This is a genomic window from Serratia sp. 1D1416, from assembly GCF_003641105.1.
GTDB lineage: Bacteria > Pseudomonadota > Gammaproteobacteria > Enterobacterales > Enterobacteriaceae > Serratia > Serratia ficaria.
Genome location: NZ_CP032738.1, coordinates 2,805,376 through 2,818,308, shown reverse-complemented (window position 1 = coordinate 2,818,308; position 12,933 = coordinate 2,805,376). Strand labels below are relative to the sequence as shown.

13 protein-coding genes and 1 pseudogene are annotated in these 12,933 nt (G+C 59.0%); 13 read left to right on the top strand and 1 reads right to left on the bottom strand.

The annotated features are described in order from the left end of the window. The first annotated feature begins 88 nt into the window (after positions 1–88). The 5 genes from D7I37_RS13610 to D7I37_RS13595 all read left to right on the top strand — a co-directional run bounded on the left by D7I37_RS13610 (position 89) and on the right by D7I37_RS13595 (position 3,255). On the top strand, positions 89–367 hold the full coding sequence (locus D7I37_RS13610) for a hypothetical protein (protein WP_129543877.1): 279 nt from the start codon (positions 89–91) through the stop codon (positions 365–367). Continuing rightward, positions 360–884: a hypothetical protein gene (locus D7I37_RS27045; protein WP_165283100.1), complete on the top strand. Its 525-nt coding sequence runs from the start codon at positions 360–362 to the stop codon at positions 882–884. The genes D7I37_RS13610 and D7I37_RS27045 overlap by 8 nt, the downstream gene beginning before the upstream one ends. Positions 885–887: 3 nt before the next feature. After that, entirely contained in the window at positions 888–1,301 is a 414-nt protein-coding gene (locus tag D7I37_RS13605) for a hypothetical protein (protein WP_129543876.1), read from the top strand. 178 nt (positions 1,302–1,479) lie between these two features. Then, positions 1,480–2,412 carry a pyrimidine-specific ribonucleoside hydrolase RihA gene (gene rihA, locus D7I37_RS13600; protein ID WP_061799289.1) on the top strand — a complete coding sequence of 311 codons (933 nt, stop codon included), beginning with the start codon at positions 1,480–1,482 and terminating at the stop codon, positions 2,410–2,412. Positions 2,413–2,559: 147 nt separating this feature from the next. Next, positions 2,560–3,255 (top strand): FMN-dependent NADH-azoreductase, encoded by a 696-nt coding sequence (locus D7I37_RS13595; protein ID WP_061799288.1) that lies wholly within the window; start codon positions 2,560–2,562, stop codon positions 3,253–3,255. Between the two features lie 42 nt (positions 3,256–3,297). Here D7I37_RS13595 and D7I37_RS13590 read toward each other — a convergent pair whose 3' ends face one another. Further along, positions 3,298–3,780 carry a zinc ribbon-containing protein gene (locus D7I37_RS13590; protein WP_061799286.1) on the bottom strand — a complete coding sequence of 161 codons (483 nt, stop codon included), beginning with the start codon at positions 3,778–3,780 and terminating at the stop codon, positions 3,298–3,300. A gap of 265 nt (positions 3,781–4,045) precedes the next feature. Between D7I37_RS13590 and leuS the strand changes: the two genes are divergently transcribed. The 8 genes and pseudogenes from leuS to mrdB all read left to right on the top strand — a co-directional run bounded on the left by leuS (position 4,046) and on the right by mrdB (position 12,924). Continuing rightward, complete coding sequence (gene leuS / locus D7I37_RS13580; protein ID WP_095096232.1) at positions 4,046–6,628, top strand: leucine--tRNA ligase; 2,583 nt, start codon at positions 4,046–4,048, stop codon at positions 6,626–6,628. A gap of 14 nt (positions 6,629–6,642) precedes the next feature. After that, complete coding sequence (lptE, locus tag D7I37_RS13575) at positions 6,643–7,203, top strand: LPS assembly lipoprotein LptE (RefSeq protein ID WP_061799284.1); 561 nt, start codon at positions 6,643–6,645, stop codon at positions 7,201–7,203. Beyond that, positions 7,200–8,234 carry a DNA polymerase III subunit delta gene (holA, locus tag D7I37_RS13570; protein ID WP_129543875.1) on the top strand — a complete coding sequence of 345 codons (1,035 nt, stop codon included), beginning with the start codon at positions 7,200–7,202 and terminating at the stop codon, positions 8,232–8,234. The genes lptE and holA overlap by 4 nt, the downstream gene beginning before the upstream one ends. A gap of 85 nt (positions 8,235–8,319) precedes the next feature. After that, positions 8,320–8,885 (top strand): annotated as a pseudogene (nadD, locus tag D7I37_RS13565) (nicotinate-nucleotide adenylyltransferase); the annotation flags it as partial. Between the two features lie 189 nt (positions 8,886–9,074). After that, positions 9,075–9,392: a ribosome silencing factor gene (gene rsfS, locus D7I37_RS13560; RefSeq protein ID WP_061799280.1), complete on the top strand. Its 318-nt coding sequence runs from the start codon at positions 9,075–9,077 to the stop codon at positions 9,390–9,392. Positions 9,393–9,395: 3 nt separating this feature from the next. Further along, positions 9,396–9,866, top strand: a complete 471-nt coding sequence (rlmH, locus tag D7I37_RS13555; RefSeq protein ID WP_004949595.1) for a 23S rRNA (pseudouridine(1915)-N(3))-methyltransferase RlmH — start codon at positions 9,396–9,398, stop codon at positions 9,864–9,866. 41 nt (positions 9,867–9,907) lie between these two features. Next, complete coding sequence (gene mrdA, locus D7I37_RS13550; RefSeq protein WP_061799279.1) at positions 9,908–11,803, top strand: peptidoglycan DD-transpeptidase MrdA; 1,896 nt, start codon at positions 9,908–9,910, stop codon at positions 11,801–11,803. Positions 11,804–11,811: 8 nt separating this feature from the next. Further along, positions 11,812–12,924, top strand: a complete 1,113-nt coding sequence (mrdB, locus tag D7I37_RS13545) for a peptidoglycan glycosyltransferase MrdB (protein ID WP_061799278.1) — start codon at positions 11,812–11,814, stop codon at positions 12,922–12,924. The last annotated feature ends 9 nt before the right edge of the window (positions 12,925–12,933 follow it).

Sequence of the window (12,933 nt, the reverse complement as noted above, 5' to 3'; positions counted from 1 at the left end):
GGTTGGGCATAAAGCAATTTGGTGATAATGTTACTTACAGAAGGAACATTAAAAAAATTAACTGTTTCATTTACATGGAGGGATGACAATGAGCAGCCAAATTGAACCTGGCTATTGTATTGCAACGGTACCTGGCCCTATATCCGAACAAGCAAAAATTCTCTTTCGTCGCAGAGATACTGATGCAGCGCGATACTTCCTACGATTAAACGCAGATACCCCTTATGTATTGCCTGGCCATATGATAATTGTTGCCGATCCATCAAATAATTTTCAGACAACCCAACTTGAGCATTTACGAAGGGCAAAAGATAAAGTTAACAACTCAATGAAGTTTATAGCTGATCAGACAACCAGTGTTGAATAAAATAGTACCCAAAGCGATTAAAATGCTGCCTTACCTTAAGCTAGCCCGAGCACTGAGTCTTTCAACCAGCTCGATTGTCCACCAATGGGCAACGGCAGGAGTAGCCGGTAGTATCAGGGGATATGCGGACAAAATAGAGGCTTCAACCAAGGCCGTAAAATTTTTCAAGGCCGGAGGGTATGTCACTCTTGGATTAGGGTTCATGATGACCACAAATGACGTAGCCCTCGCTTGCGCTACCGGTAGAGAAGATGAATGCAGGAGAGCGGCCCTGACCAATTATATGGGGTTTGGAGGCGCTACTGTCCTGTCAGGCATGGGGGCTACGAGAGGTGCAGTACTGGCGGAGTCGATTTGTTTAGGCGCTGGTATTGCCTCCGGTGGCTTTGGTTTAGCAGTTTGTGTTGCAGGTGGAGCACTGACCGGAGGAGCTATCGGCGGTGCTGGCGGACAACTTATAGGTCACAAGATGGGCGAGCTGTCGGATTACACGCTAGGCCGGTTTTTGGTGGGTTAAACGATGATGGATGATTTATCAGCAATATTATTTCTAGGATGTGGCCTCTGTCTCTTTGCCGTTGCTCTCTATGGCGCGGTTTATTATGTGACCGTACGCCAAAAGTACAATGCCTTCATTGAGCAGTATAGGTCAAAGAATTTCAGAGAGCCCATGAGTACATCATGGTTTAAACAGTTTGGGCTTCTTGGCGTGTATGGAGCATGCGGGTATTTTCGTAAACTTTTAAAAGGCAAAAGAATACTCGTCGCTCGCGGTGAATACCTTGATGAAGCTCCTTATCTCTTTGTCAATTCACTGGATAGACATGAATATGCATGGTTTTATCGCTTGCTGCTCATTTCCCGCCTGCTCGATATATTTACTGTGCTTTGGATAGCCAGCTTCGTACTCGTCGAATTAATCGACAGAGCCTAACGAATGATGCCGGTACTTGTCATTTCGATACATTCAATGAACTAATTAAAATTAGTTATTCAGTATATTAATAAACGAATGATTGCGGACATTCTCTCTCCGCGCCCGGCACTAAAAGCGCTTGTGTCTCCCCGGTTTTGATCCGATCCTCGCGGGATAACAACAGAGGAGATAGACCATGCCCCGCCCTATAATCATCGATTGCGATCCCGGCCTGGACGACGCCATCGCCCTGGCCATGGCGCTGCGCTCGCCGGAGCTGGAGGTCCGCGCCATCACCACCTCCGCCGGCAACCAAACGCCGGAGAAAACCCTGCGCAATGCGCTCGGCCTGCTGACCCTGATGCGGCGCGAAGACATCCCGGTCGCCGCCGGCGCCTCCGGCCCGCTGATGCGCGAGCTGGTGATTGCCGACTATGTGCACGGCAAAACCGGCATGGGCAACACCCATTTGCCGACGCCCGCCATCAAACCGAGCGCCCACGGCGCCGTCGAGCTGATCGCCTCTCTGCTGCGCGCCGGCCCGGAGCCGATCACCCTGGTGGTGACCGGGCCGATGACCAATATCGCCCTGCTGCTGGCGCAGCACCCCGAGCTGAAAGGCAGCATCGAACGCATCGTATTTATGGGCGGCGGCATGAACGCCGGCAACACCACGCCGGTGGCGGAATTCAATATCTTCGTCGACCCGGAAGCAGCGGAAATGGTGCTGAAGTCCGGCGTGCCGCTGACCATGGCCGGGCTCAACGTCACCCACCAGGCGCTGGTGCTGCCGCAGGATATCGAACGCATCCGCCAAATCGACAATCCGGTGGCGCAGGCGGTGGCCGAGATGCTCGACTTCTACCTGCCGCTGTACCTCAGCCACCCGCGCGGCCTGCCCGGCGCGGCGATGCACGATCCCTGCACCATCGCCTGGCTGCTGGCGCCACAGCTGTTCACCAGCGTAGAGCGCTGGGTCGGCGTAGAAACCAAGGGGGAGTATACCCTCGGCATGACGGTGGTGGATTACTTCCAACAGAGCGGCAAACCGGCCAACGTGGAAGTGCTGACCGGCATCGACCGCGAAGGCTTTATCGCGCTGCTGACCGAACGCGTCGCACGCTATTGATCGCCGGGGCGCGCCCGGCGCCCCAACATTCAATTTTTTTGATTTAACTCAGCGAATTTTTGCGCTATCACTGCCCCAGGCTTGTCTCTAATATGCGGCTAAACGAGATTGAACGCTACCGCTTAGCATTAGCCTGGAGATAACCCAATGAGTCGCATACTGGTCCTGAAATCGAGTATCCTGGGTGATTATTCCCAGTCTGGAAAATTAGTCGATTTTTTTGTTGAACAATGGCGTGAAGCCCACCCGGCAGACGGCTTTACGGTGCGCGATCTGGCCAACCCAACGCTGCCGGAGCTGGATGGCGAAGTGATTGGCGGCTTTAACGCCGGCGATACCCCCCTGACGCCGCGCCAGCAAAGCACTCTGGCGCTGTCCGACGAGCTGATTGCCGAACTGAAAGCGCATGACACCATCATCATCAGCGCGCCGATGTACAACTTCAATATTCCCACCCAGTTGAAAATCTATTTCGATCTGGTGGCGCGCGCCGGCCAAACCTTCCGCTATACCTCGGCGGGCGCGGAAGGCCTGGTGACCGGCAAGAAGGCGATCGTCATCTCCAGCCGCGGCGGCGTCCACGCCGGTACGCCGACCGATCTGATCACGCCTTATCTGAAGCTGTTCCTGGGCTTTATCGGCATCACCGACGTCGAGTTCGTGCTGGCCGAAGGCTTTGCCTACGGACCGGAAGCGGCGGAGAAAGCGGCGCAGGACAGCCGCAACGCCGTCGCGCAAAAGGTGCCGGCAGCAGCGGTATTGGCGGCCCCTCAGGCCACGGCGCCTGCCGCACCGGCCAGCGGCGGTTTCCTGAGCAACCTGCTGAAAAAATTGTTCGGTTAATGACGATGGCTCCCCACGCCGTCGGGCGCGGGGGTAAAACAATCAGGGCTCGAACGGCCGGCGCTGGAACTGGTCATGGCCGCATTTCGGGCAGCGCGGCAGCACTTCCGGCGTGTAGAACGCCAGATGATGATGGCACTGCTCACACACCAGATTGCCCAGCCCGACCACCTCGCCGCTGTGGTAAACCCCGTGGTGGCTGACGTCCTTGAACACCTCACGCCATTCCAGCTGGGTTTTGTCGGTGATGTCCGCCAGCTCCTGCCACAAACTTTCCTTAATCACCCGCATGAAAACGCTGTCGGTGAACTCATTCTGGCTCTCCTGATAGCTGCGCGCGAACTCCTCCAAATCGCGCCGCACCGCCTGCGTGACCTGCTGCACTTCCTCGCGCGTCAGCTCGCCCACCTCATTCAGCCGGTGTTCTGCGCTGGCGACCAATTCGTCGATGTCTCGTTCGCCGTTCTTCAGGCGTTCGGTCAGTGATGCCACCAATTCGCGGTAATACTGAGCAACCTTGTTCATAATCTCTCCTCGATGAACGTGCGTGACCGGGCTTGCCTTTAAGCTACCTGTTCTTATTTTAGCCGTAAATGCCTGATGTCAGTGCGAGATCCGCAGGTTGTGAGCGATATCATGCCGAGGTTTTTTTAAATGCGTCGAGTCGGGCGCTTGGTGTTGTTGCCGGGAGGTCTTATCAGCTATGCTATGCGGATCTACGAATACTAAATCTTCATTGCGTTATCTCTGACCGGGATAACGGTTTACACCTACAGGACCACCGGCCGCCATGCAAGAGCAATACCGTCCAGAAGACATAGAATCGAACGTACAGCTTCACTGGCAAGAGAAGCAAACTTTCAAGGTTACCGAAGACGCCAGCAAGGAAAAGTACTACTGCCTATCCATGCTGCCATACCCGTCCGGGCGTCTGCACATGGGGCACGTTCGTAACTACACTATCGGCGACGTGATCTCGCGCTATCAGCGCATGCTGGGTAAAAACGTGCTGCAGCCGATCGGCTGGGATGCGTTCGGCCTGCCGGCGGAAGGTGCTGCGGTGAAAAACAACACCGCGCCGGCCCCGTGGACCTACGACAACATCGAATACATGAAGAACCAGCTGAAACTGCTGGGCTTCGGCTACGACTGGGATCGCGAGATCGCCACCTGCCAACCGGAATACTATCGCTGGGAGCAGTGGTTCTTCACCAAGCTGTACGAAAAAGGCCTGGTCTACAAGAAAACCTCCGCGGTGAACTGGTGCCCGCACGATCTGACCGTGCTGGCCAACGAACAGGTTATCGACGGCTGCTGCTGGCGCTGCGACACCAAGGTCGAGCGCAAAGAGATCCCGCAGTGGTTCATCAAAATCACCGACTACGCCGATCAGCTGCTGAACGATCTGGATACGCTGGAAAGCTGGCCTGAGCAGGTCAAAACCATGCAGCGCAACTGGATTGGCCGTTCCGAAGGGGTGGATATCACCTTTAACGTGGCGGACAGCGACGAAACGCTGACGGTTTACACCACCCGTCCGGACACCTTCATGGGTGCCACCTATGTGGCGGTGGCCGCAGGCCACCCGTTGGCGCAGCAGGGCGCGCTCAACAACCCGGCGCTGACCGAATTCATCGAAGAATGCCGCAACACCAAAGTCGCCGAAGCGGAAATGGCGACGATGGAGAAGAAAGGCATGCCGACCGGCCTGTTCGTTATCCACCCGCTGAGCGGCGAAAAGCTGCCGATCTGGGTGGCCAACTTCGTGCTGATGGAATACGGCACCGGCGCCGTGATGGCGGTGCCGGCCCACGACCAGCGCGACTGGGAGTTCGCCACCAAGTATCACCTGCCGATCAATCCGGTGATCCTGAACCTCGACGGCAGCGAGCCTGACGTGCACGCCGCGGCGATGACCGAAAAAGGCGCGCTGTTCAACTCCGGCGAGTTCGACGGCCTGGACCACGAGGCCGGTTTCAACGCCATCGCCGACCAACTGGTCGCCAAGGGTGTGGGCCAGCGCAAGGTAAACTATCGCCTGCGCGACTGGGGCGTTTCCCGTCAACGTTACTGGGGCGCGCCAATCCCGATGGTGACGCTGGAAGACGGCACCGTGATGCCGACGCCGGAAGATCAACTGCCGGTGATCCTGCCGGAAGACGTAGTGATGGACGGCATTACCAGCCCGATCAAGGCCGATCCCGAGTGGGCGAAAACCACCGTTAACGGCCAGCCGGCGCTGCGCGAAACCGACACCTTCGATACCTTTATGGAATCCTCCTGGTATTACGCGCGCTACACCTGCCCGCAGTACGACCAGGGGATGCTGGATCCGGCCGCCGCCAACTACTGGCTGCCGGTCGATCAGTATGTCGGCGGCATCGAGCACGCCATCATGCACCTGATGTACTTCCGCTTCTTCCACAAGCTGATGCGCGACGCCGGCCTGGTGGATTCCGACGAGCCGGCCAAGCGCCTGCTGTGCCAGGGCATGGTGCTGGCCGACGCCTTCTACTACACCGGCAGCGGCGGCGAACGCGTTTGGGTTTCTCCGGCGGACGCCAGCGTTGAACGCGACGATAAAGGCCGCATTATCAAAGCCACCGATCCAGAAGGCCGTGAACTGGTCTATGCTGGCATGAGCAAAATGTCGAAGTCGAAAAACAACGGCATCGACCCGCAGGTGATGGTGGACAAATACGGCGCGGACACCGTGCGTCTGTTCATGATGTTCGCTTCCCCGGCGGAAATGACGCTGGAATGGCAAGAGTCCGGCGTGGAAGGGGCTAACCGCTTCCTGAAACGCGTCTGGAAACTGGCCTACGATCACGTTGAGAAAGGCGCGGTATCGCCGCTGGACGTAGCGGCGCTGAACGAAGACCAGAAAGCGCTGCGCCGCGATCTGCACAAAACCATCGCCAAGGTGACCGACGATATCGGCCGCCGTCAGACCTTCAACACCGCGATCGCCGCCGTGATGGAGCTGATGAACAAGCTGGCGCGCGCGCCGCAGGACAGCCAACAGGATCGCGCCCTGCTGCAGGAAGCGCTGCTGGCGGTGGTCCGCATGCTGTATCCGTTCACTCCGCACGTGTGCTTCACGCTGTGGCAGGCGCTGGGCGGCGAAGGCGACGTGGACACCGCAGCCTGGCCGATCGCCGATGAGCAGGCGATGGTCGAAGACTCCAAGCTGGTGGTGGTGCAGGTTAACGGCAAGGTTCGCGCAAAAATCACGGTAGCGGCCGATGCAACCGAAGAGCAGGTGCGCGCGCGCGCCGCCGAGGAACATCTGGTGGCTAAATATCTGGACGGGGTTACTATTCGTAAAGTGATCTATGTTCCGGGCAAACTGCTTAACCTGGTTGTGGGTTAACACAAGGAGGAGTTGTGCGACAACGTATTCTGACGCTGTTGCTGGGGTTGGCGGTGCTGGTCACCGCCGGCTGCGGTTTTCACCTGCGTGGCACCACGCAGGTCCCTCAGGAAATGAAAACGCTGATACTGGACAGCTCGGACCCTTACGGCCCGCTGACCCGTGCGGTGCGTGAACAGCTGCGCCTGAACGACGTAACCATCGTCAAAGATCCGAAGCGCAAGGACGTTCCTTCTCTGCGCATCGTCGGCGCGACCGAGAGCCAGGACACCGCTTCGATCTTCCAGGACGGTAAAACCGCCGAGTACCAACTGGTGCTGACCGTACAGGCGCAGGTGCTGATCCCTGGCCACGATCTGTATCCTTTGTCGGTGAAAGTGTTCCGCTCGTTCTTCGACAACCCGCTGACCGCGCTGGCCAAGGATTCCGAACAGGATATCATTCGCCAGGAAATGCGTGAGCAGGCCGCACAGCAACTGGTGCGCAAACTGCTGACCGTGCATGCGGCGGAAGAAGAAACCCAGCAGAAAGCCGCTGCCGCCGGTGAAAAAGCGGTCAGTGCCGACGCGCAATGATCCGTCTTTACCCTGAACAACTTGCCGCGCAGCTCCGAGAGGGGCTGCGCGCTTGTTATTTATTGAGCGGCAACGAGCCGCTGCTGCTGCAGGAAAGCCAGGATCTGATCCGCCAGGCGGCGCAACAGCAGCAGTTCAGCGAGCACTACAGCATTGCGCTCGACGCCCACACCGACTGGGATGCCATTTTCAGCATCTGCCAGGCGATGAGCCTGTTCGCCAGCCGCCAGACGCTGCTGCTGATCTTCCCGGAAAACGGCCCGACGGCGCCGATCGGCGAACAGCTGGTCAAGCTGTCTGCGCTGCTGCATGAGGATATCTTGCTGATCCTGCGCGGCCCGCGTTTGACCAAGGCGCAGGAAAACGGCGCCTGGTTCAAGGCGCTCAGCCCGAACGGCGCCTGCGTCAGCTGCCAGACGCCGGAGCAGGCTCAGCTGCCGCGCTGGGTGGCTTCTCGCGCCAAGGCCCTGAAGCTGGAGCTGGACGACGCGGCCAATCAGCTGCTGTGTTATTGCTACGAAGGCAACCTGCTGGCGCTGTCGCAGGCGCTGGAAAGGCTGTCTCTGCTGCATCCGGACGGCAAACTCACCCTGCCGCGCGTCGAACAGGCGGTTAACGATGCCGCTCACTTTACGCCGTTCCATTGGCTGGACGCCCTGCTGGCGGGCAAGAGCAAGCGCGCCTGGCATATCCTGCAGCAATTGCGGCAGGAAGACGTCGAGCCGGTGATCCTGCTGCGCACCCTGCAGCGCGAATTGCTGCAGCTGCTGACCCTGCAGCGCCGCATGGCCTCGGTGCCGCTGCGCACGCTGTTCGATCAGCACAAGGTCTGGCAAAACCGCCGCAGCCTGATTACCCAGGCGCTGCAGCGGCTGTCGGGCGCTCAGCTGCAACAGGCGGTGCAACTGCTGACGCAGATTGAACTGACCCTCAAACAGGATTACGGCCAGTCGGTTTGGCCGGAGCTGGAAACCCTGTCGATGCTGCTGTGCGGCAAACCCCTGCCTGCGAGTTTTACCGATGCCCACTAATCCGGCAAACGCCACCGTACTGCACGCCCTGTTCGGCGGCACCTTTGATCCTATCCACTACGGCCACCTGCGGCCGGTTGAGGCGCTGGCCGCCGAGGTGGGCCTGAGCCGGGTCACCCTGCTGCCGAACCACGTGCCGCCGCACCGCCCGCAGCCTGAAGCCAATGCGCAGCAGCGGCTGAAAATGGTCGAGCTGGCGATCGCCGGCAACCCGCTGTTTGCGGTGGACGATCGCGAACTGCACCGCACCACCCCTCCTACACCATCGAGACGTTGGAAACGATTCGTAAAGAGCGTGGCGCCGCGCAGCCGCTGGCGTTTATCATTGGCCAGGACTCGCTGTTGACGCTGCATAAATGGCACCGCTGGCAGGCGCTGCTGGACGTATGCCACCTGCTGGTGCTGGCGCGCCCGGGCTACAATGACCGGATGGATACGCCGGAGCTGCAGCAGTGGCTCGAACGCCATCGCGTCACCGACGCCGCGTCGCTGAGCCGGCGCCCGCACGGCCACATCTACCTGGCCGATACGCCGGAGCTGGAGATTTCCGCCACCGAGATCCGCCAGCGCCGCCATCGGGGGCTGAACTGCGACGATCTGCTGCCGCGCTCGGTGCAGCGCTATATCGAGTTACAGGGTTTATATCGCTAGCGGGAGCCGCATGATATACTGCGCCGCTATTTTTCAGGTATCCGCTGAAAGCCCCGGAAACCTTAGCCGGCCGGGCCGTCATCAGAAGGCGCAACAGCGGCATCCTGCCGACACCATCATCAGGTTGAGCTGCACGCGGGCATTGGCCCGCCGCCGCCGACTGAACAGAACACACCCGAGGGGGAACCTTTGCAAGGTAAAGCGCTCCAAGATTTCGTCATCGATAAAATTGATGACCTGAAAGGCCAAGACATTATCGCTCTGGATGTACAGGGCAAATCCAGCATCACCGACTGCATGATCATCTGCACCGGCACCTCTACCCGTCACGTGATGTCGATCGCCAATCACGTGGTGCAGGAATCCCGCGCCATCGGCATGGAGCTGTTCGGCATGAAAGGCCAGGAAGCCTCCGACTGGATCGTGGTTGATCTGGGCGAAGTGATCGTGCACGTGATGCAGGAAGAGAGCCGTCGCCTGTACGAGCTGGAAAAACTCTGGAGCTAAGCGGTGAAACTGCAACTGGTGGCGGTCGGCACCAAAATGCCAGACTGGGTGCAGACCGGCTTTATGGATTACCTGCACCGTTTTCCCAAAGACATGCCGTTTGAGCTGACCGAAATCCCGGCGGGCAAGCGCGGCAAGAATGCCGACATCAAACGCATTCTGGAAAAGGAAGGCGAGCAGATGCTGGCGGCGGTGGGCAAAGGCAACCGCATTGTCACGCTGGATATCCCCGGCACCCCGTGGGAAACGCCGCAGCTGGCGCAGCAGCTCGAGCGCTGGAAGCAGGACGGCCGCAACGTCAGCCTGCTGATCGGCGGCCCGGAAGGGCTGGCCCCGGCGTGCAAAGCCGCGGCGGAACAGAGCTGGTCGCTCTCGCCGTTGACATTACCGCATCCTTTGGTGCGCGTCCTGGTGGCTGAAAGCCTCTATCGCGCCTGGAGTATTACGACCAATCATCCTTACCACCGGGAATAATAGCCGGTGGTGACCGTGACAGAGTGAAATAAAGCAGCGGGATGAAAATAGAACGTAACCCTTTTCGCGACTATACGGCTGAATCCGCCCTGTTTGTACGCCGCGCCCTGGTGGCGTTCTTGGGCATCCTGGCGCTGACCGGCGTCCTGATCGCCAATCTGTATAATCTGCAAATTGTCCGCGTTGAGGATTATCGCACCCGTTCTAACGAAAACCGCATCAAGCTGGTGCCCATCGCGCCCAGCCGCGGCATCATCTACGATCGCAACGGCACCCCGCTGGCGCTCAACCGCACCATCTATCAGCTGGAGCTGATGCCGGAAAAGGTCGACGACCTGAAGGGCACGCTGCAGGCGCTGCGGCCGGTGGTCGATCTGACCGATGAAGACATCGCCAACTTCGAAAAAGAGCGCAAGCGTTCGCGCCGCTTCGTCTCGATCCCGGTGAAAACCGCGTTGAACGAAGTGCAGGTCGCCCGCTTTGCGGTCAATCAGTTCCGCTTCCCCGGCGTGGAGGTGAAAGGCTACCAGCGCCGCTATTACCCTTACGGCTCCGCCCTCACCCACGTCACCGGCTACGTCTCGAAGATCAACGATCGCGACGTCGAACGGCTCGACAAGGACGGCAAGCTGGCCAACTACGCCGCTACCCACGATATCGGCAAGCTGGGCATCGAACGCTATTATGAAGACGCCCTGCACGGCAAAACCGGCTATGAAGAGGTCGAGGTCAACAACCGCGGCCGGGTGATCCGTCAACTGCACGAACAGCCGCCTTCCGCCGGCCAGGACGTTTACCTGACGCTGGATCTCAACCTGCAGCGCTACATCGAACAGCTGCTGGTCGGCAGCCGCGCGGCGGTGGTGGTGAGCGATCCGCGCACCGGCGGCATTCTGGCGATGGTATCCAACCCCAGTTACGATCCGAACCTGTTCGTCGACGGCATCTCCAACAAGGATTATCAGGGGCTGCTGAACGATCCGAACCGCCCGCTGATCAACCGCGCCACCCAAGGGGTCTACCCGCCGGCGTCGACGGTAAAGCCTTATATCTCCGTCTCGGCGCTCAGCGCCGGGGTGATCACCAAGAATACCGTGGTGTTCGATCCCGGCTGGTGGCAATTGCCCGGCTCGGAAAAACGCTTCCGCGACTGGAAAAAATGGGGCCACGGCCGCCTGAACGTCACCAAGGCGCTGGAGGAATCCGCGGATACCTTCTTCTATCAGGTCGCCTATGACATGGGCATCGACCGGCTGTCGAGCTGGCTGACCAAGTTCGGCTACGGCGAATATACCGGCATCGATTTGTCCGAAGAGCGTTCCGGCCTGATGCCGACCCGCGAGTGGAAGCTCAAGCGCTACAAAAAGCCGTGGTATCAGGGCGACACCATCCCGGTGGGCATCGGCCAGGGCTACTGGACCGCTACGCCGATCCAGATGTCCAAGGCGCTGAACACCCTGATCAACGACGGCAACGTCAAAACGCCGCATCTGCTGCAGAGCACCCGCATCAACGGTGCCCTGGTGCCCTTCCGGCAGGAAGAGAGCACCCAGATCGGCGATATCCATTCCGGCTTCTGGGAAATAGCCAAAGACGGCATGTATGGTGTCGCCAACCGCCCTAACGGGACGGCGCGCAAGTATTTTGCGGACGCACCCTACAAAGCCGCGGCGAAATCGGGTACCGCACAGGTATTCGGCTACGAAACCTACAACGCCCATAAACTGGCAGAACACCTGCGTGACCATAAGCTGATGACCGCCTTTGCGCCGTACAACAACCCTACGGTGTCGGTCGCCATCATTCTGGAAAACGGCGGCGCCGGTCCGGCGGTCGGGACGATTACCCGTCAGATCCTCGACCACATCCTGCTGGGCGACAACAATACGCAATTACCAGCCGAGGCCCCGCTGCCGCCTGGTGTAGAAGGTGATTAAGGTAGAACATGACTGAAAGCCAACAAAAAGGCTCGATCTGGACCAAAATTCACATCGACCCCACGTTCCTGTTATTCATCCTGGCCCTGCTGGTGTACAGCGCGTTCGTGATGTGGAGCGCCAGCGGCCAGGATATCGGCATGATGGAGCGCAAAATCGGCCAGATCGTGATGGGCCTGATCGTGATGGGCGTGATGGCGCAGATCCCGCCGCGGGTCTACGAAAGCTGGGCGCCCTATCTGTATATTTTCTGCGTGATCCTGCTGATCCTGGTGGACGCCTTCGGCCAGATCAGTAAAGGCGCGCAGCGCTGGCTGGACCTGGGCTTCGTGCGCTTCCAGCCGTCGGAAATCGCTAAAATCGCCGTGCCGCTGATGGTGGCGCGCTTTATGAACCGCGACGTTTGCCCGCCTTCGCTGAAGAACACCGGCATCGCGCTGGTGCTGATCTTCCTGCCGACCCTGCTGGTGGCCGCGCAGCCGGACCTGGGCACCTCGATCCTGATCGCCGCCTCCGGCCTGTTCGTGCTGTTCCTGTCCGGCATGAGCTGGAAGCTGATCGCGGTCGCCGCCCTGTTGCTGGCGGCCTTTATTCCGGTGCTGTGGTTCTTCCTGATGCACGGCTATCAACGCGATCGCGTAATGATGCTGTTGGATCCGGAAAGCGATCCGCTCGGCGCCGGCTATCATATTATTCAGTCGAAGATCGCCATCGGCTCCGGCGGTTTGTCCGGCAAGGGCTGGCTGCACGGCACCCAGTCCCAGCTGGAGTTCCTGCCGGAACGCCACACCGACTTCATCTTCGCGGTTTTGGCCGAGGAGTTGGGCCTGGTGGGGGTATTGGTGCTGCTGGCGCTCTACCTGCTGGTGATCATTCGCGGGCTGATGATCGCCGCCAAGGCGCAAACCACCTTCGGCCGGGTGATGGTCGGCGGCCTGATGCTGATTCTTTTCGTTTATGTGTTTGTTAACATTGGTATGGTCAGTGGCATTTTGCCGGTAGTTGGCGTACCTTTGCCTCTGGTCAGTTACGGGGGGTCGGCGCTGATCGTGTTGATGGCCGGCTTCGGCATCATCATGTCGATCCACACGCATCGGAAAATGCTGTCTAAAAGTTTATAAGGGGTGAGA